Source organism: Flavobacterium aerium, from assembly GCF_030766725.1.
Taxonomy (GTDB): domain Bacteria; phylum Bacteroidota; class Bacteroidia; order Flavobacteriales; family Flavobacteriaceae; genus Flavobacterium; species Flavobacterium aerium.
In genome coordinates this window covers 125,765-146,713 of sequence record NZ_JARQWR010000009.1, presented here as the reverse complement: position 1 = coordinate 146,713, position 20,949 = coordinate 125,765, and the positions used below count along the sequence as shown (strand labels likewise).

11 protein-coding genes and 2 tRNA genes are annotated in these 20,949 nt (G+C 33.7%); 7 read left to right on the top strand and 6 right to left on the bottom strand.

Annotation, left to right across the window (positions count from 1 at the left end; all coding sequences use genetic code 11):
- Nucleotides 1-19: 19 nt before the first annotated feature.
- Together nusA and rimP are read right to left on the bottom strand one after the other, a co-directional pair.
- Nucleotides 20-1,261 carry a transcription termination factor NusA gene (gene nusA, locus P6733_RS13390; protein WP_306353410.1) on the bottom strand — a complete coding sequence of 414 codons (1,242 nt, stop codon included), beginning with the start codon at nt 1,259-1,261 and terminating at the stop codon, nt 20-22.
- Nucleotides 1,262-1,274: 13 nt separating this feature from the next.
- Nucleotides 1,275-1,739 (bottom strand): ribosome assembly cofactor RimP, encoded by a 465-nt coding sequence (gene rimP, locus P6733_RS13385; RefSeq protein ID WP_306353409.1) that lies wholly within the window; start codon nt 1,737-1,739, stop codon nt 1,275-1,277.
- Between the two features lie 177 nt (nt 1,740-1,916).
- Here rimP and P6733_RS13380 point away from each other — a divergent pair, with 177 nt between their 5' ends.
- Nucleotides 1,917-2,741: a universal stress protein gene (locus P6733_RS13380; protein ID WP_306353408.1), complete on the top strand. Its 825-nt coding sequence runs from the start codon at nt 1,917-1,919 to the stop codon at nt 2,739-2,741.
- A gap of 59 nt (nt 2,742-2,800) precedes the next feature.
- Here P6733_RS13380 and P6733_RS13375 read toward each other — a convergent pair.
- Nucleotides 2,801-2,871: transfer RNA gene (locus P6733_RS13375), tRNA-Gln, on the bottom strand.
- Nucleotides 2,872-2,963: 92 nt separating this feature from the next.
- A tRNA-Gln gene (locus P6733_RS13370) sits at nt 2,964-3,034 on the bottom strand.
- 154 nt (nt 3,035-3,188) lie between these two features.
- Between P6733_RS13370 and P6733_RS13365 the strand changes: the two genes are divergently transcribed.
- From P6733_RS13365 to P6733_RS13355, 3 genes are all read left to right on the top strand, one after another.
- A complete protein-coding gene (locus P6733_RS13365; protein WP_306353407.1) occupies nt 3,189-6,470 on the top strand; it encodes a glycosyltransferase family 117 protein in 3,282 nt (1,093 codons plus the stop codon).
- A gap of 182 nt (nt 6,471-6,652) precedes the next feature.
- On the top strand, nt 6,653-9,934 hold the full coding sequence (locus P6733_RS13360; protein WP_306353406.1) for a DUF2723 domain-containing protein: 3,282 nt from the start codon (nt 6,653-6,655) through the stop codon (nt 9,932-9,934).
- Between the two features lie 72 nt (nt 9,935-10,006).
- Complete coding sequence (locus P6733_RS13355; protein ID WP_306353405.1) at nt 10,007-10,645, top strand: polysaccharide deacetylase family protein; 639 nt, start codon at nt 10,007-10,009, stop codon at nt 10,643-10,645.
- Here the strand turns inward: P6733_RS13355 and P6733_RS13350 are convergent.
- Nucleotides 10,642-10,938, bottom strand: coding sequence for a thioredoxin family protein (locus tag P6733_RS13350; RefSeq protein ID WP_306353404.1), 297 nt, complete (start codon nt 10,936-10,938; stop codon nt 10,642-10,644). The genes P6733_RS13355 and P6733_RS13350 overlap by 4 nt on opposite strands.
- Nucleotides 10,939-11,035: 97 nt before the next feature.
- The gene (locus P6733_RS13345; protein WP_306353403.1) at nt 11,036-12,253 is read right to left on the bottom strand and encodes a metallophosphoesterase; all 1,218 of its coding nucleotides are present in this window, start codon (nt 12,251-12,253) and stop codon (nt 11,036-11,038) included.
- Nucleotides 12,254-12,716: 463 nt separating this feature from the next.
- Between P6733_RS13345 and P6733_RS13340 the strand changes: the two genes are divergently transcribed.
- The 3 genes from P6733_RS13340 (at nt 12,717) to polA (ending at nt 20,825) form a co-directional block, all read left to right on the top strand.
- Nucleotides 12,717-14,474, top strand: a complete 1,758-nt coding sequence (locus P6733_RS13340) for a T9SS type A sorting domain-containing protein (RefSeq protein WP_306353402.1) — start codon at nt 12,717-12,719, stop codon at nt 14,472-14,474.
- A complete protein-coding gene (locus P6733_RS13335; protein WP_306353401.1) occupies nt 14,471-17,878 on the top strand; it encodes an FG-GAP-like repeat-containing protein in 3,408 nt (1,135 codons plus the stop codon). The genes P6733_RS13340 and P6733_RS13335 overlap by 4 nt, the downstream gene beginning before the upstream one ends.
- Before the next feature lie 109 nt (nt 17,879-17,987).
- Complete coding sequence (gene polA / locus P6733_RS13330; RefSeq protein WP_306353400.1) at nt 17,988-20,825, top strand: DNA polymerase I; 2,838 nt, start codon at nt 17,988-17,990, stop codon at nt 20,823-20,825.
- The last annotated feature ends 124 nt before the right edge of the window (nt 20,826-20,949 follow it).

The window sequence follows — 20,949 nt, the reverse complement described above, 5'->3', positions numbered from 1 at the left end:
ATTTTATTATACAGAAGAATTAGTCTTCAAACTCTTCTTTTAAAATTCTTATTACATCAAGAATTGTTTCTTCTTCAAGATCCGTTCTTCTTACTAAATCTTCTACATCTTGTTTTAAAATACTGCGTGCAGTATCTAAACCAATTTTTGCAAATTCTTCTATTACCCAGCTTTCGATTTCATCAGAGAATTCAGTTAATTCGACATCTTCGTCTTCTACTAAATTTCCTTCTCTAATAACATCTAACTCGTAACCTGTCAATTGACCCGCTAGCTTAATATTATGTCCACCTCTACCAATTGCTTTAGATACTTCTTCTAACTTTAAGAATACTTCCGCTCTTTTTGTATCTTCATTAATTTTAATAGAAGAAACTTTTGCTGGACTTAGCGCTCTAGTTATATACAATTGTGTATTAGTTGTATAATTGATTACATCAATATTTTCATTTCCTAATTCACGAACTATTCCGTGAATACGAGAACCTTTCATACCTACACAAGCTCCTACTGGATCAATTCTATCATCATAGGAATCAACTGCTACTTTCGCTTTTTCACCTGGAATTCTAACTACTTTTTTAACTGTAATCAACCCGTCGAAAACTTCTGGTATTTCTTGTTCAAATAATTTCTCTAAAAACTTCTCAGAAGTTCTAGACATAATAATTTGAGGTTTATTCCCTTTTAACTCAACATTTTCAATAATTCCACGAACGTTATCTCCTTTTCTAAAGAAATCAGATGGAATCTGTTTTTCTTTTGGAAGTACAATTTCGTTTCCTTCATCATCAACTAAAATGACAGCTCTTGGTCGAACATGGTGTACTTCTGCGGTGTAAATATCGCCAATTAAATCTTTAAATTGCTTATAAAGATTTGTATTATCGTGTTCATGAATTTTAGAAATCAAGTTTTGACGTAATGCCAAGATCGCTCTTCTTCCTAAATCAATCAATTTTACTTCCTCAGAAACCTCTTCACCAATCTCAAAATCTGGTTCGATTCTTCTTGCTTCAGAAAGAGCAATCTCTTGATTTTCAAAATCAAGATCGTCATCTGCAACAACAATACGTTTTCTCCAAATCTCCATATCTCCTTTATCAGGATTTATAATTATATCGAAATTATCGTCAGAACCATATTTCTTTTTCAATGCATTTCTAAACACATCCTCCAAAATCGCCATAAGCGTTACACGATCAATAAGTTTATCGTCTTTAAACTCTGAAAATGACTCGATTAATGCAATATTTTCCATGCCAATCTTTTAATTAAAATGTTACTGTAACAATTGCTTCTTTTATATCATTGTAGGGAAGCTCTAATCTCTTCTGAACCGTTTCCTTGCCTTTACCTACTTTTTTTGGTTCTCTAGCTGTCCATTCAAGAACAATGAACTCATCGTTTACATCTACGAGATCCGCTTCAATCTTTTCTGTCGCTGTTTTTACAATTAGCTTTCTTCCAATACTTTTCTTATATTGTCTAACCATCTTCAATGGTGTTGAAAGTCCTGCAGAAGCAACTTCAAGAGCAAAATCATGTTCTTCACGATCTAAATTATGCTCTATTGCTCTACTTACGTCAATACAATCTTGTAGATTTATACCATTATCACCATCTAAAGTTACGATAATTTTGTTACTATCGGAAATAGTGAAATCAATCAAAAATATTGAAGGTCTTTCGTCAAGAGCCTCTGTAAGCAGATTTTTAACTTTTTCTTTGAATGTCATATTTTTATAAAAAGAGGGGACACCAGTCCCCTCATTATCTAGTTTTTATTAAATAACGATGCAAATATAGTGTTTTTTTTATATAATCTAAATCATTACGTGATGTAAAAATTTATTCTTATCTTTATTATACCATTAACAAACTAAATATTACACAACAACTTATACTTTTTAATTATGAAACGAATTTTAGTTCCCACCGATTTTTCAGACCATGCAGAATACGCTTTAAAAGTAGCCGCACAAATCGCTAAAAAAAACAATGGTGAAATCTTTCTCCTACACATGCTAGAATTACCAAGTCAAATGAGCGATGCCATGACCGGTGGAAGCGATATTCCTGAAGTAATGTTTTTCATGCAAAAAGCGCATGAAAAATTTGAAAGCATAAAGAATCAAGACTTTTTATCTGACATTCCTGTTACGGAGGCTGTCCAATTTGAAAGAGCCTTTGAAGGTATTATGAAATCTAGCAAAAAACATGAAATTGACCTCATTGTAATGGGATCTCATGGCGCTTCTGGCTTTGAAGAAGTCTTTATCGGATCTAACACCGAAAAAGTTGTCCGCACTTCAGATGTTCCTGTTTTAGTTGTAAAGAAAGACTATACGGATTTTACTATTGAAAATTTCGTATTTGCTTCCGATTTCTCTAACGAAATCAAAAAACCTTTCCAAAAAGCTATTGACTTTGCCGCAATCTTTAACGCACATCTTCATTTGGTAATGATTAACACACCTAACGACTTTAAATCTACTGATGAAAGCGAAAAAATAATGACTGATTTTGTCAAAAATTTCAAACTTGACAACTACTCTCTACACGTATACAATGATGTTAATGTAGAAAAAGGGATTTTGAACTTTGCCAGCCACACTAAAGCTGACATTATTGGAATGAGTACTCATGGAAGAAAAGGATTGAATCACTTTTTCAACGGAAGTATCAGCGAAGATCTTGTAAATCATGCCGTAAGACCTGTAATCACTTTTAAAATCTAAAATCGGATTCAAAAAAATTACTATAAAAAAAGCCTCTCAGTTATGAGAGGCTTTTTATGTTGGTCTACAAGGACTCGAACCTTGAAAGACTGCACCAAAAACAGTTGTGTTACCATTACACCATAGACCAATATATTTTCAAAAACGTAACCTTTTTTAACCTCCAAAAGCAACACTGCTCCTATTTTAAATAAAAAGCCTCTCGGTAAAGAGAGGCTTTTGTTGGTCTACAAGGACTCGAACCTTGAAAGACTGCACCAAAAACAGTTGTGTTACCATTACACCATAGACCAATCCTTCATTATTCGGGTGCAAATTTAATACATTTTTCCATGTACACAAACTTTTTTTTAAAAAACTATTAAAAAAAAATTAAAGCATTTTTTTTAAGCAAAAAAACATTTTCTTTGTAAATCAAAATTTTTGTACAATACTGAAAACACAAATATGGTAACACTCAATTTCAAAAAATGGAATACTATTATAGGCTGGTTTACTTTTGCCATTGCATTAATAACTTACACTCTTACAGTTGAGCCTACATTAAGTTTCTGGGATTGTGGTGAATACATTGCTACAGCTGCTAAATTAGAGGTTGGACATCCACCTGGAGCGCCCCTATTCCAAATGCTTGGAGCCTTCTTTGCAATGTTTGCTACTGATGCTACAAAAGTAGCTTTGATGGTAAATATGATGTCGGTTTTCTCGAGTGCATTTACCATACTTTTTATGTTTTGGTCGACTACAATGATCCTAAAAAAGATTATTGCACAATTTTCCGAATTAAATAATAGCAACCTTATTGTAATATTAGGAAGTGCATTTGTAGGTTCTTTGGCCTATACTTTCTCTGATAGTTTCTGGTTTAATGCTGTTGAAGCAGAGGTTTATGCGATGGCTTCTTTATTAATCGCTTTACTTTTATGGCTTGGATTACGTTGGGAACAAGACATGGATACTCCTAGAGGTAATAAATGGTTATTAATCATTTCTTTAATCGTAGGATTGTCATTCGGAGTACACTTCATGGCATTGTTAACTATCCCATCTATTGGATTTATCTATTATTTTAAGCATTATAAAACGATTACTGTAAAAAACTTCATTGTTGCGAACATTGTCGTAGTCGCTATCCTTTTATTCATCTTCAAATTGTTATTACCTCTTACCATGGGATTCTTTGGTAAAACGGAGGTATTCATGGTGAATAGCTTAGGATTCCCTTTCAACTCAGGAACCATCTTTGTTACACTTTTACTAGCTGCTATTTTCTATTTTGGTTTAAAATACACTCGTAAAAAAGGCTTAGTACAGATTAATACTTTACTATTAAGTATTTTATTTATATTCATTGGATTCTCTACTTGGCTAATGTTACCGGTACGTTCTAATGCCAATGTCGTTATTAATGAGAATAGACCTTCGGATGCCAGAGAAGTTTTGGCCTACTATAACAGAGAACAATATGGTGATAATCCATTGTTCTATGGGCCGCAATTTTCTGATACTTACGCTGGTTTAGATCCTAATAATCCTTATTCTGATGACAAACCAAACTACGAAAGAGATTATAAGACTGGTAAATATGTAATTGTAAATAATTACGTTAATGCTAAACAAAATACAAGTGATGATCACAAAACATTCTTACCTAGAATGTGGAGTACGGATCATGCTGATAATTATATGAAATTTACACATGTACTAAATTTCAGAATAAACCCAAATTATCCTTACGAAAATGAACTACAGAAATATGGCTTAGATGTTGGGAATATGTCTCAAGAAGATCTTGCTGGTGCTGTAGCACAATTAAAAGGGGAAGTAGAAAAAACGGTTTCTGAATTTAGAAATGCTTATAATTCAGGGCAACTTGAAGTGGAAGATTATAGTAAGTTTCTAAAAACATATAGTGATTATTTAATCATTGACAAGCCTACAACAGCGGACAATATTAGCTTCATGTTTGAATATCAATTCGGTTATATGTACTGGAGATATTTAATGTGGAACTTTGTAGGTCGTCAAAGTGATATTCAAGGTAAATATGATAACCTGAATGGAAACTGGTTGAGTGGTGTAAAATTTGTTGATGAGGCTCGATTAGGCTCTCAAGATAATTTACCAAAAGATGTATTAAACAATAAAGGCCGTAACACTTATTACTTCCTGCCTTTTATCTTAGGATTAATCGGTTTAATCTATCATGCTAAAAAGGATTTAAAAAGCTTCTATGTACTACTTGCGCTGTTTTTATTTACAGGTATTGCACTTAAGATATACTTAAACGAAAGACCTTTTGAACCTAGAGAAAGGGATTATGCTTTAGTTGGGTCATTCTATGTCTTTGCTATTTGGATTGGTTTTGGTGTATATGCCATCTATGATGGTATTAAGAAATACATGGCTCCTAAAATAGCTGGACCAATTGTTATTGCTGTTTGTTTATTGGCCGCTCCAGTATTAATGGCTGCTAAAAATTGGGATGATCATGATCGTTCTGGTAAATATACTGCGATTGCAATGGCAAAAGCTTATTTAGATTCATGTGATAAGAATGCCATTCTATTTACGATTGGCGATAATGATACATTCCCTTTATGGTATGCTCAAGAAATTGAACATTATCGTACTGATGTACGTATTGTAAACACTAGTTTATTCGTGACAGACTGGTACATTGATCAAATGAAAGCGAAGGCTTACGAGTCTGAACCGCTTCCAATATCTTTTACACACAATCAATACGTTCAGGGAACTAGAGATTACATGATTTTCCAAAAACGCACTGAAAACCGTTGGGACATTAAAGATTTCATTCGTTTTATTGCGAGCGATAATCCTCAAACTCAATTGGAAATGAACAACGGACAAAAAATTCATTTCTATCCGACCAACAAAATCAAAATTTCAGTAGATAAAGAATCTGTTATCAAAAATAAAGTTGTTAATCCTAAATACAATGACTCCATCGTTTCTTCAATTGATGTTGATATTAAAGGTGGCGCCTTATACAAAAACAGATTAATGATGCTTGATGTTATCGCCAATAATAATTGGGAAAGACCTATTCACTTTACTGGTGGTAGTTTTGATGATGATGATTACATCTGGATGAAGGATTATCTTCAATTACAAGGTATGGTTTACAAACTTATCCCTGTAAAAACTCCTATTGAAAAAGGTGGTAGCCCATTGGATATGGGACAAATTGATACCGACAAAATGTACGATATCGTAATGCGTTGGGATTGGGGTAATAGTGGTAGTCCAAAAATATACCACGATCCTGAAACTAGAAAAAACAGCATTTCATACCGTACCAACCTCGCTCGTTTAATGGATAAATTGATTAACGAAGGTAAAACGGATAAAGCGAAGAAAGTAATCGATTTGGCCATGACTCAAATGCCATTGGAATACTTTGACTACTATACATTGCTAGAGCCTTTTGCAGGTGGATATTATGAAATAAATGAGAAAGAAAAAGCGAGAGCTTTACTAGATCAATTATCAAAAAAATACCAAGAAAACCTAGTGTATTTCAGTGGTTTAAAATCGAAAGAGCAAGAAGCTTATTTTGTTGATATTGCTACAAATATTGAACGATATAGAAGTTTATTACTAATTATGAAAGATCGTGGTGACCTTGAATACTACAATAAAAATAAAGTAGCTTTCAATAACTTCAACAAAATGTTTACTCGTTTTGGACGTAAAAATGAATAATAAAAAGATTCCATTTTCTATTATAAAATAAATCAAACCCCGTGAAACTATTTTCACGGGGTTTTTTTTATGTCTTAACTCCATATTTTTTTAAACATTCAAAAGAGTTAAAATATTTTTTGTTTGATAAAAAATCATTTCTTTGTATCTATAAATCATCAATTCAATCCTTAATCATTAACATGACTACAATCAATTTCAAAAAATGGAATACCATTTTAGGCTGGCTTACTTTTGCAATCGCATTAATAACCTATTCACTTACAGTTGAACCTACAATGAGTTTTTGGGATTGTAGTGAATATATTTCCACAGCAGCCAAATTGGAAGTGGGACATCCACCAGGAGCTCCATTGTTTCAAATGATTGGTGCTTTCTTTGCCATGTTTGCTACAGATGCTACCAAAATTGCCCTAATGGTCAATATGGTTTCTGTTTTCTCTAGTGCATTTACTATACTTTTTATGTTTTGGTCGACTACAATGATCCTAAAAAAGATTATTGCACAATTTTCTGAATTAAATAATAGCAACTTTATTGTAATATTAGGAAGTGCTTTTGTTGGATCATTAGCCTTTACATTTTCTGATAGTTTTTGGTTTAATGCTGTAGAGGCCGAAGTTTATGCTATGGCTTCTTTATTAATCGCTCTACTCCTATGGCTTGGGCTACGTTGGGAACAAGACATGCATACACCACGTGGTAACAAATGGCTATTAATCATCTCTTTAATCGTAGGATTGTCATTTGGAGTACACTTCATGGCATTGTTAACCATACCATCCATTGGATTCATCTATTATTTTAAAAATTATAAAACAATTACAATTAAAAACTTCATCGTAGCGAATATCGTTGTCGTTGCAGTTCTGTTATTTATTTTCAAATTATTACTACCACTTACTATGGCCTTTTTTGGGCAGACAGAAGTGTACATGGTAAACAATTTTGGCCTTCCTTTTAATTCAGGAACTATATTTGTCACCCTACTATTGATTGCTGTATTCTATTTTGGTTTAAAATATACACGTCAAAAAAATTTAGTGCAAATCAACACTTTACTGCTTTCTATTTTATTTATTCTAATTGGATTCTCCACTTGGATAATGCTACCTATTCGTGCAAACGCTAATGTAGTTATTAATGAAAACAGACCTTCTGATGCTCGTGAAGTTTTAGCTTATTATAACCGTGAGCAGTATGGTGATAATCCATTATTCTACGGACCTCAATTCTCCGTGAACTATGGTGGTATTGATACGGATCAACCTTATTTGGATGACAAGCCAAACTACGAAAGAGATTACAAAACGGGTAAATACATCATTGTTAATCATTATAAAGATGCTAAACAGAATCCTAGCGCCCTACACAAAACCATTTTACCAAGAATGTGGAGTACAGAGCATGCGGATAACTACATGAAATTTACAAATGTTCTTAATTTCAGAATTGATCCAAGCTATCCTTACGAAAATGGATTGCGCAAATATGGATTGGATCCGGAAAATATGTCTCAGGAGGATCTTATGGGTGCCATCGCACAATTAAAAAGTGAAGTTGAGAAAACAGTATCTGAGTTTAGAAACGCATACAATTCTGGTCAACTGGAAGAAGAAGATTACAGTAAATTTCTAAAAAGTTATGGCGAATACTTAATCATTGACAAGCCAACTACTGCTGACAATATTAGCTTTATGTTTGAGTACCAGTTTGGGTATATGTATTGGAGATACTTAATGTGGAACTTCGTAGGTCGTCAAAGTGACATACAAGGCAAATACGACAATCTAAATGGAAACTGGCTGAGTGGTATCAAATTTATTGATGCATCGCGATTAGGGTCACAGGACAACCTTCCTTCTGATGCCTTAAACAACAAAGGCCGCAATACATATTACTTCTTACCTTTTATCCTAGGGTTGATCGGATTAATTTATCATGCGAAAAAGGATCGAAAGAGCTTTTATGTATTATTTACATTATTTCTATTTACAGGTATTGCTCTTAAAATATACTTGAATGAAAGACCTTTTGAACCACGAGAAAGAGACTATGCTTTAGTTGGATCATTTTATGTTTTTGCTATTTGGATAGGTTTTGGTGTGTACGCAATATATGACGGTATCAAGAAGTATATGGCTCCTAAAATTGCAGGTCCACTAGTTATCGTTGTTTGCTTATTAGCAGCACCAATATTAATGGCTGCTAAAAACTGGGATGACCACGATCGTTCGGATAAATACACTGCATTAGCACAAGCAAAAGCCTTTTTAGATTCTTGTGATAAAAATGCTATATTATTTACCGTCGCCGACAATGATACATTCCCTTTATGGTATGCTCAAGAAATAGAACATTACCGTACTGATGTTCGTGTTGTTAATACTTCATTAATCTACATGGATTGGTATATCGATCAAATGAAAGCCAAGGCTTATGAGTCTGAACCGCTTCCAATATCGTTTACCCATAATCAATATGTTCAAGGAACACGAGATTATATTATTTTCCAAAAGCGCACAGAAAATCGTTGGGACATTAAAGATCTTATTCGATTTATTGCCAGTGAAAATCCTCAGACACAATTGGACATGAATAATGGGCAAAAAGTACATTTTTATCCAACGAATAAGCTTAAAATCTCAGTGGACAAAGCAACGATAATCAAAAACAAAGTGGTTAGCCCTGCATTTAATGATTCTATCGTTTCAGAAATCGAATTGAATATTGAAGACAGTGCTTTATATAAAAACCGCCTAATCATGCTGGATATTATTGCAAATAATAATTGGGAAAGGCCTATTTATTTTAGCGGTGGTAGTTTTGATGATGATAATTATTTATGGATGAAAGATTACCTTCAATTACAAGGAATGATCTACAAACTGGTTCCTATTAAAACGCCAACACCAAAGAATGGCAGCCCTTTTGATATGGGTGGAATTGATTCTGATAAGATGTATGATATCGTTATGCATTGGGATTGGGGAAATAGTGGTAGTCCAAAAATATATCATGATACTCAAACGCGTATTAATGGAATATCCTACAGAACCAGTCTTGCCCGATTAATGGAAAAATTAATCAGTGAAGGAAAACTAGATAAAGCCCGAAAAATAATTGAATTGGCAATGACCAAAATGCCATTGGAATATTTCGATTACTATACATTAGTAGAGCCATTTGCCGAAGGGTATTATGAAATCAACGAAAAAGAAAAAGCTAGAGAAATACTTGATAAATTATCTAAAAAATACCAAGAGAATCTACTTTACTTTAGTAATCTAAAGGCAAAAGAACAAGAAAGTAGCTACGTTGATATTGCAACTAATATTGAACGATATAGAAGTTTATTGCTAATCATGAAGGATCATGATGATCTTGAATATTACAATAAGAACAAAGTTTCATTCAATAACTTTAATAAAATATTCGCCCGTTTTGGTCGTAAAAATGAGTAACAAAATCTGTATCTTCCTGTGATCCTGTTTAATTACAGGAAGATACTTTATAACTGATTAAATTGTAATCCGATGATTCAAATAAATTGGGTTAAAATACCTTATCTCGCCAAAAAAATATTTTCTAAGTACGTATGGGATATCCCTACTACTGAAAAAAGAATATATCTTACTTTTGATGATGGTCCGATTCCTGAGATTACGGAATGGGTACTAGATGAATTGCAGAAATACAATGCAAAAGCCACCTTTTTCTGTATCGGAGACAACATTAGTAAACATCCCAATGTTTTTAATAAAGTAATTGAACAAGGACATTCCATTGGCAACCATACCTTCAATCATATTAATGGATGGAAAAACAAAACTGCTCCTTATGTAGAAAATGCAATGAAAGCGCATCAAGTAATTGCAGAACATGCCATTCAATGTAGTCTTTTCCGTCCACCGTATGGAAAGATTAAATCGAAGCAAGCAAACCAATTGAAAGCCTTAGGCTATAAAATAATTATGTGGGATATTGTGAGCTTTGATTTCAACAAGCGAATTACACCAGAGCAGTGTCTTCAAAATATAATTAAGCATACTCGTTCTGGAAGTATTGTAGTGTTCCATGATAGTGTAAAAGCCGCTGCAAATATGCAATATGCCTTACCTAAAGCTTTAGAATATTGGAATAAGAATGGGTATAAATTTGTAAGTCTTTCCTAGATTTGTTCTTGCACTAAACCAATAATGGTATTAGCATCCAACTCTCCAGATTGTCTCCAAATCATTTGACCTTCTTTATAAATCATTAATGTAGGTAATCCTTTTATACGAAGTGCTTCTGCTAATTCTTGGTTCTTATCTACATCAATTTTGATCACTTTTGCTTTATCGCCTAAAGCAGCAGCTACATCTCTAATTACGGGATGCATAGATACTGAAGAATCATTCCACTCTGTGTAAAAGTCGATTAATACAGGGGTTGTCCCGTTTATTAGTTCTCCAAATTTCGACATAACTGATAATTTTAACATCACTTAAAAATCGAAATTCCATTTTTAAGCTATATATTGATTATACAAATTTAATATAATTAACGAATTAAGCTACATTTTAACCTTTTTTTAGTTCAATAACCGTAATCTCTGGCCAAATCCCTACTCTCCCAGGATAAGCATGAAATCCAAAACCCCGATTTACATAAATATAGCGTCCAAATTCTTTGTATAATCCCGCCCATTGTTTGTAGATATATTGCACTGGACTCCACTTGATGATCCCGGGTATTTCGATCCCAAATTGCAATCCATGCGTATGTCCACTTAACGTTAAATGATAATTTTTTGGATTCTTTTTCACCTCATACTCCCAGTGTGACGGATCATGGCTCATTAAAATTTTGAAATCTTCATCTTTTACCCCAATGGATGCTTTTTCTAAATCCCCAGCTTTCTTAAAATTATGTCCCCAATTCTCAACTCCGATTAATGCAATCTTATCTTCTCCTTTGGTGATGAAAAGATTCTCATTTAAAAGTAATTTAAAGTCGATTTGTCGGTGTAAATCTTTAATGGCAATAAAATTATCTTCTTTTTCTTTCTCCGATGGCCAAGTAATATATTCTCCATAGTCATGGTTTCCTAACACCGAATATTTTCCAAATACTGGTTTTTGAATTTTTTTAAATGTTTCAATCCATGGAGTCATTTCATCAGCTCTCGTATTTACAATATCTCCGGTAAAAAGAATTATATCCGATTTTTGCTCATTAATTAAGTCAATTGCATAACTAATCTTTTCTGGATCATCAAAACTACCGCTATGGATATCCGAAATTTGAGTGATTGTAAAGCCATCAAAACTATCGGGTAAATCTTTAAAGAATATCTTTTGTTTGATTACTTTGAAATTATATTTCCCTACAAACATTCCGTAAATAATAGAGGTAAAAGGTATTGCTGCAACACCAATTGCTATTTGACTAATAAACTTTCTCCTACTCGGAATATCAAATGATGCCTCTTTTGAAGCAGTAAAATAGTTAATTGTACCTAATACTATTCTGTACAAATCCTCACCAAACATGAATAGCACTAGAATTAACTTTGGCAATAAGGTCAATAACAATATCCCCATTGCATTCAAAGAGCTTCTATTCTGCCCAATTGCAGGATCAAACTGTGTAATGGAATAAATAATATAAATCCCTACAAAAACACTAACTCCTATATATAAATTCAGTATCCATGTACCTCTTAAAAGAGTTCTAAAAACCTGAAAAGCATAAATTTCAACTAGCAATAATACTACTGCAACTATTATCCAACGCATTGTATTTAAATCAAAAATGAATTACAAAAGAACAACTTATTACTCCTTTTTCAGGGTGTTATTTTAAAATATTTAACACAAACAGAAAATATAATCATGAATACTCCTCCTATCAGGGAGATTATTCGATACTTTTTACTTTATTTTTCTAGTTCTCCTAATGATTTTCATTCTCTTTCATCTCAAGCAGCCCATTAACTGTTTTATTATAATCTTATATAATTAATATATTTCTTGTGTTATCTGTAATTTATAATGCAAATAAAATAAGAGTGCAATTTGATTTAACAAACAAATTTCAATACCCTAATTTATTCTCAATTCATCAATTATTCACACGCAATGCACTGATATACCGATATATTAATGTTAAAATTTAGATTTTTTTAATAAAAATCAAATTCTTCTTATTTTTATTTAATCTAAATAAATAACTTTGCCCCAGTATTCAAAAAAACAAATTATGAAAAAATTATACGTATTAACCCTACTCTTATTAACCGGTCATATTAGTTATTCTCAGTCCTTTGAAGAAGTAACCACAGCATTTGCAACTTTTTATTTTGCTTCAAGTGATATTAGTGACTATGATAATGACGGAGATTTAGATGTTATCATCTGTGGTGGGATTGACACTAGTAATGCTGGTGGTCCTACAGGTACAGGTTGCGTACTTTATAGTAATGATAATGGTGTTTTTACAGCAGTGGAAGATCTTGGTATAAACCCATTACACTTGGGTGATATCAAATTTATTGACATCAATAATGACGGATTACAAGATGTTGTGATTTCTGGTCAAAATTATGACGATATAACACAACACATTCTATACATCTACAAAAATACAGGTACAGGATTCCAATTACTACAGCAAGCTGATGGAATGATTTATTGCAACATCGAAGTGATGGACATTAATCATGATGGAAAACTTGATTTTATCCTTACAGGTGTTGGAGGAAATACTGGACGTACCACTAAATTATTTACCAATAATGGAACAAATTTCGACATTAGTACAATTGCTATTCCTGAATCACAAAATGCTTTAGGTGTACAAAATGGGAATTTGAAAGTGGTCGATATTAATAATGATGGGAATTTAGATTTCATCACTATGGGAATCGATTACGGAGAAAACTACATTCTAAAAGTCTATTCAAACACCAATGGTACATTCACATTAAAACAACAATTTCCAGGATATTACAATGGATCAATTAGTGTAGCCGACTTTAATGCCGATGGATTTATGGATTTTGTAGTATCGGGGACAGATATCAATGAAGAAAACAAAATCAAAGTTTTTTATAATGATGGCCAAGGAAATTTCACGGAACACTATTCAGACACTGATGGATTAGCGATCTCAAGCGGATCAAAAAATATAATCGTTGGTGACATCAATAATGATGGTTATTACGATTTCATTGTTGCTGGTAGTGATAATGATAATAATGATATTGTGAAAACTTATATCTATAGCTATGAAAGTTCAACATTCAATTTAGCAACAGACCCTACAGGTATTGCAATGCTAGGTGGAACATCGAACATTCAATTTTTCGATTATAATGGAGATCATAATTCTGATGTATTATTATCTGGTTTTAATTATGATCCACAAGGAGAATATGTATCCATGACCAAATTATTTAAAAATACATCTACGATAGCGAATGAAAAACCCATCCCTCCAACAACTCTATCTTCTGAACTTCTAGAGAACAACACGGTCAAATTTACTTGGTCCGGTGCATCAGATGATAAAACACAAGTGAATGCTTTAACCTATTATCTTAGAGTAGGAACTACTGCAGGTGCAAGAGATGTTGCTTATTACCCAATTACAACTTCACAATGGGAATTAAAATTCAGCAGTGTACCTCAAAACTTGTTTTGGGCAGTAGAAAGTGTTGATGCTTCATTAATTAAGTCATTAGAATCTGAAGAGCAAACCTTTTCAACCTTATCAACACCAGAAAATCAGAATTCATTCTTTACAGTATACCCTAATCCAACTCGTGGAACAATAAACATTAACTATAGCAACGGATTACCTATTGAGTCTATTGAATTATTTAATATGGCGGGTCAAATGGTAAAATCTCAAGCGAATAGCACACAATTAGACGTTTCTGGATTGAGCAATGGTATTTACATTTTAAAATTGAATAATAACAATACTCTATATACCCAAAAAATAATAAAACAATGAAATTAAAATTACCCTTTATTTACGCCTCCTTGTTGAGCGTCTTTGCTTCAAATGCCCAAGCGGTATTTGAAGAAAGCACTGCGACAACACTACAAGGCGTATTCTATGGCGATTGCGCCTGGATAGATGTCAATAATGACACTTTTCCTGAGCTTCTATTAACCGGGGCCAAACCAGGATATTCTGGTACAACAAAATTTTATAAAAACACTAATGGTGTTTTATCTGAAGACATAACACACCACATCAGCCAACTGATGTACTCTTCTGTGGCAATTGCAGATATTAATAGTGATGGTTACGACGACATTGTAATTTCTGGCACAAAAACAGAAAACGGAACTAACATTGACGTATTTGAAATCCACTACAACAATAACGGAGATGGTACATTTTATATCGCCGATAATGTTTCAAATATTAGCCCTGTAACTTACGGATCTATTCAGGCAAAAGACCTTAACAATGACGGTTTTGTCGATTTATTAATAAACGGTAGAAGTGGAAGTGGAAACACCAACATTACTAAACTATATTCTCAAGACAATACAGGTCATTTTACAGAACAACAACTTAGTTTAGCGGGAACTTATTTTAGTGCAACTAAAATATTTGATGCTAATGGTGATGGTTTATTTGATTTATTAATAACAGGGTTTAATAATGCTTATCAACCACAAACCGTTCTTTATATCAATCAAGGTAATTTCTTGTTTGAAGAAAAAACGACTTCTTTAAAGAATCTATATTTTTCTTCTATTGATGTAGCAGATATCAATGGCGATAATCATCCTGATTTATTACTGTCTGGCTTACATCCTACAGAATTAGCGAGTGTAAATGTGTACACTAATGATGGAAGTGCTAATTTCACATTAGCAGACACCAATATTCTTCCTTCTTCTACAGGAGCTTCGCGTTGGATTGACTATAACAAAGATGGACTAATGGATATTTTTGTAATTGGAAACAACAACAATGGTAACCATGCTAAATTTTACAAGAATAATGGAAATTTAGATTTCACTGAAGACTTGGAAAACAGCGCTGTTGTCATGGGGCTAAACATGTCTAAAGCAGAGTTCAAAGATGTAGATCATGATGGTGACTTGGATTTAATTATAATGGGATTTGAAGGTAGTACAGCTTACTCTAAAATTTACATCAATAAAACACCCGCTTTGGATTGTCTTCCAGTATTTGAATACAATGCCGATGGAAACATGATTATGAATGTTACTTTAGGTACAATCAATAATACTTCTCCATCTCAATCTGGAACTACACCTATATATGAGGATTTCACAAGTATTTCAACAGATCTTACAGCAGGTCAAACTTATCCAATTGCTGTAAAAGGTGCTTCTAGTACTTTTGAAAGTGATGTAATGGTTTATATCGATTGGAATAAAAATGGTAATTTAAGTGATCCGGGAGAATCATTTTACCTAGGACGTCTTGCTGCGGCAAATCCTTTTAATGCGCATACAATTACGGGCAACATCATCGTGCCAGAAGGCACTACAGCTGGAAGTACAAAAATGCGTATTGTAAAAAATACAAATGTGGCAAGCTATAGCAATCCACAAGCACCGAACAGCATCAACAGCCCTTGTGACACTACTTTACGTGCAGGTCAAACAGAAGATTACACAATCAATATATTGGCTTCTACTCCACCATGTGCTGGAGAACCAGGACCAAACGTAGGAGATACAGGTTGTATTAGCTTTACCTATAATGGAACAACAGTACAATATGCAACTGTTCGTGCAGCCGACGGAAACGTTTGGTTACAACAAAATCTTGGAAGTAGTAAAACCGCTACGATGTCTAATGATGAGTTAGCTTATGGAGATTTATTTCAATGGGGACGTTGGGATGACAAACACCAAGTGAGAAATTCAACAGCACAAGTAAATGGTCTATTTCCGAATAATCCTTCAGGATTAAATGGCGGAAACAACCACTTCCTTACTCCTACACCGGCATGGTGGAATCAAGGTGTATTATCAGACACATGGCAAGCTGCAACAGCCGCAGCCGTTTCTGCAACTGACGGATGTGATCCTTGTAAAGCTCTAGGTAATGAATGGAAACTACCAACACCTGAAGAGTGGCAAGCAGTCGTAACAGGCGAGAATATTACCAATATTCAATCGGCTTTTGACAGTCATTTAAAATTAACTATTGCCGGAAACAGAGGTGGTACTGGAGAATTGAATTTCGTAGGAGTACGCGGTTTTTACTGGAGTAATACTCCAAGTAGTACAGGAGCAAAATTATTATATTACAGTAATGCAATTGTAAACCCAACAGCAGGTTATCCCCGTGGTCAAGGAGCATCAATTCGTTGTCTTAAATCTTTTGCACCTGTTGTAATTACAGCAGTCACTATTACAACACAAGGTAATGTTGATCCAAAAATAACAACCGATGATGGTACTTTACAATTATTAGCCGCTGTAACACCCGCTACTTCTAATCAAGCGGTAGTTTGGTCTATTGTAAGCGGTTCTCAATCCGCTACCATTAGTGAAAATGGTTTGGTAACTGCAATAAATAACGGTATCGTAAAAATCAAAGCTACTTCTGTAGGAAATACAGCCGTTTCCGCAACCATAGAGGTTACTATTTCTGGACAAACAGGTACTGGTTTCCCTTATCCATATTGTAATGATGTTGCTGTAACAACACCACATGTATATCCTATATACTCTGTGAATTTTGCTGGCATTCAAAACACAAGTGATTTCACAATCAATGGAAATCCATTAATGGAAGACTTCACTACAATTACCGCACAAGTACAACAAGGTGGTACATACCCAGTAAACATTAAGGGTGTAACGGATGGACAGCAAATATCAAGCTATATGTACATTGACTGGAATAAGGATTTTGTATTCGATGAAGGTGAAGCGTATGATTTAGGTATTTTACAAGGTATCGGAAATATTGCAACCTATACTGTAGCAGGAGAATTAACAACAAACATTGTTATACCGGCTACTGCGCCGATAGGGACAACACGTATGCGTATCGTACATACTTACTACAACCCTTCTAGTACAATGGGTAATTTCACCAACAGGCCTTGTCCTTCTGAATGGTTCCTTGGACAAACAGAAGATTATTCTATCAACGTAAGTGCTGGTAGCTTAGGAATTGATGAATTTGAACAAAATAATTTTGTTATCTATCCTAATCCAACAGATAACATTCTAAATATAAAATCGACTCAGGAAATTAAAACTGTAGAGATTTACAATCAAATTGGGCAGTTAGTTTCAAAAGGAACTTCAAACCAAATTGATATATCATCTGCTGCCAGAGGCGTTTACATGGTACATGTTCAATTTGAAAATGGACAAACCATAATAAGAAAAGTGATAAAGAAATAGGAGTTAGTTGCGTTTTTTTGTTTATCGTGAGGTCGCTGCAAATAATTTGCAGCGACCTTTTTTCTTCTTATATAAGTTCGTATTTTTGAAACCATTCAAAATCTTTATTATGTCACAACAGAAACGATTATTCCTTCTCGATGCTTATGCATTAATATTCCGCGGATACTATGCCTTCATAAAAAACCCGCGAATCAATTCGAAGGGGATGGATACATCGGCCATTATGGGATTTATGAATTCTTTACTCGATGTAATTCGAAGAGAAAAACCAGATCATTTAGCAGTAGCTTTTGATAAAGGCGGAAGTGTTTCACGAAGTGAATTATTCCCGGAATACAAAGCCAATCGTGATGCTACTCCCGAAGCAATAAAAATCGCTGTTCCTTATATCCAAGCCTTATTAAAAGCAATGCATATTCCCGTTGTAGAAATGGCGGGTTGTGAAGCCGATGATTTAATTGGTACACTTTCAAAACAAGCCGAAAAACAAGGTTATCAGGTTTTTATGGTCACTCCAGATAAGGATTTTGCCCAATTGGTTTCCGAAAATATTTTCATGTACAAACCTGCCCGAATGGGAAATGGAATTGAAATATGGGGAATTCCAGAAGTATTGGCCAAATTTGAAATTGAAAGACCAGAGCAAGTTATTGACTTCTTGGGAATGATGGGGGATGCTGTTGATAATATTCCAGGATTGCCTGGTGTAGGTGAAAAAACAGCTAAAAAATTATTAGCAACCTACGGCAGTATGGAAAACCTTTTGGCTAATACTCATGAGCTCAAAGGAAAAATGAAAGAGAACATTGAAGCGAATGCTGAAAAAGGAATTCTATCCAAAAAACTAGCTACAATCTTACTGGATTGTGATGTTACCTTCAATGAAGATGATTATGAATTATCTAGACCAGATATTGAAAAAGTAGATGCAATATTTCAAGAATTGGAATTCCGTAGAATGGCCGAACAATTTGATAATTTATTCAAATCGGAAGGTTCTACATCAGCACTAGCATCCAGTACAAATACGACGACCGCTAAAAAAACAGTGAAGAATGAAGATCAGTTTTCTTTATTCGGCAATGATGGAGCTGTAGATGAAAATGGAGCAGATGCTCGAAATAGTTTCTACAAAACATTAGAAAATACAGATCATTTTTACCAAATCATCCAAGGTGATATGGCTATAAAAATGCTTCTTCAAAACATGCTAAAACAAAATAGTGTTTGTTTTGATACTGAAACTACAGGTTTGAATGCATTACATGCCGAATTGGTTGGGATTTCTTTTAGTTGGGAAAAAGGAAAAGGATTCTATATTCCTTTCCCAGAAAATCAAGAAGAGGCCAAAGCATTAATTGAAAAATTCATTCCATTTTTTGAAGATGAAAAAATTGAAAAAATTGGTCAGAATCTAAAATACGACATCAAAATTTTATCCAATTATGGTATTACTATAAAAGGTAAACTCTTTGATACCATGATTGCTCATTATCTGATTAATCCAGATATGCGTCACAATATGGATGTTTTAGCAGAAACCTATTTACAATATAGTCCACAATCTATTGAAACATTAATTGGTAAAAAGGGTAAAAACCAGAAATCAATGCGCGATGTTCCTTTGGAAGACATTAAAGAATACGCAGCAGAAGATGCTGATATCACTTTCCAATTGAAAGAACTATTTTCTAGTGAATTGGATGCTACTGAAACTAAAAAATTATTTGATGAAATCGAAATTCCATTAGTATCTGTATTAGCCGATATGGAACGTGAAGGAATCCGTTTAGACGTTGATTTTCTGAAATCACTTTCACAAGCGTTAAGTAGTGACATCAAAATATTAGAACAAAAAATATACGAGATTGCAGGCGAATCGTTCAATATTGCATCTCCAAAACAATTGGGTGAAGTCTTATTTGACAAACTAAAGATTGGTGGTGCAAAACAAAAGAAAACAAAAACAGGTCAATATGCTACAGGGGAAGAAATTTTATCAACTCTTACAGAATATGATATTGTCAATGCAATATTAGATTGGCGTTCTTTAATTAAACTCCAAAACACCTATGTGGAAGCGCTCCCTACGCAAGTAGATCCAGTGACCAAACGTGTTCATACTGATTATATGCAAACTGTGGCAGCAACAGGACGTTTGAGTTCTAATAATCCTAATTTACAGAACATCCCAATACGTACTGAAAGAGGCCGCCAGATTAGAAAAGCATTCATTGCACGTGATGAGAATTATACATTGGTTGCTGCCGATTATTCTCAAATTGAATTGCGAATTATTGCTGCTTTAAGTAAGGATCCTGAAATGATTTCTTCTTTCAAAAAAGGAGAAGACATTCATGCCGCTACAGCAGCAAAAGTATTCAATGTAGCACTTGCCGATGTAACTCGTGAGCAAAGAAGCCATGCTAAAACGGTCAACTTTGGAATCATATATGGTGTTTCTGCCTTCGGATTAAGTAATCAAACTTCTTTATCCCGAGCTGAATCAAAATCATTGATTGATGCTTATTACGAAACCTATCCACGATTAAAGGCTTATATTCAAGAACAAATTGAATTGGCTCGTGAAAATGGTTATGTACAAACTGTATTAGGCAGAAGACGTTATTTAAAAGATATTAATTCTCAAAATGCTGTAGTTCGTGGTGCGGCAGAACGAAATGCTGTCAATGCTCCAATTCAAGGTAGTGCTGCAGATATTATTAAAATTGCCATGATTAATATTCACAAACGTCTTATTTCAGAAAACTGGAAAAGTAAAATGCTTTTACAAGTACATGATGAGCTTGTGTTTGATGTGCACAATACAGAATTAGAAAAAATTCAACCGATGATTAAACATGAAATGGAAAATGCTTTCTTATTGGATGTTCCATTAGAAGTTGAATTAGGAAAAGGTAACGATTGGTTACAAGCGCATTAAAATAGATAAAAACCAAATCCATTGACATAGAATAGATCTATTTGGATTATCCTCAATAAAAAAGCGGTATAAATTTTTAAACACTATTTATACCGCTTTTATCGTTTAATACAGAATTAACCGT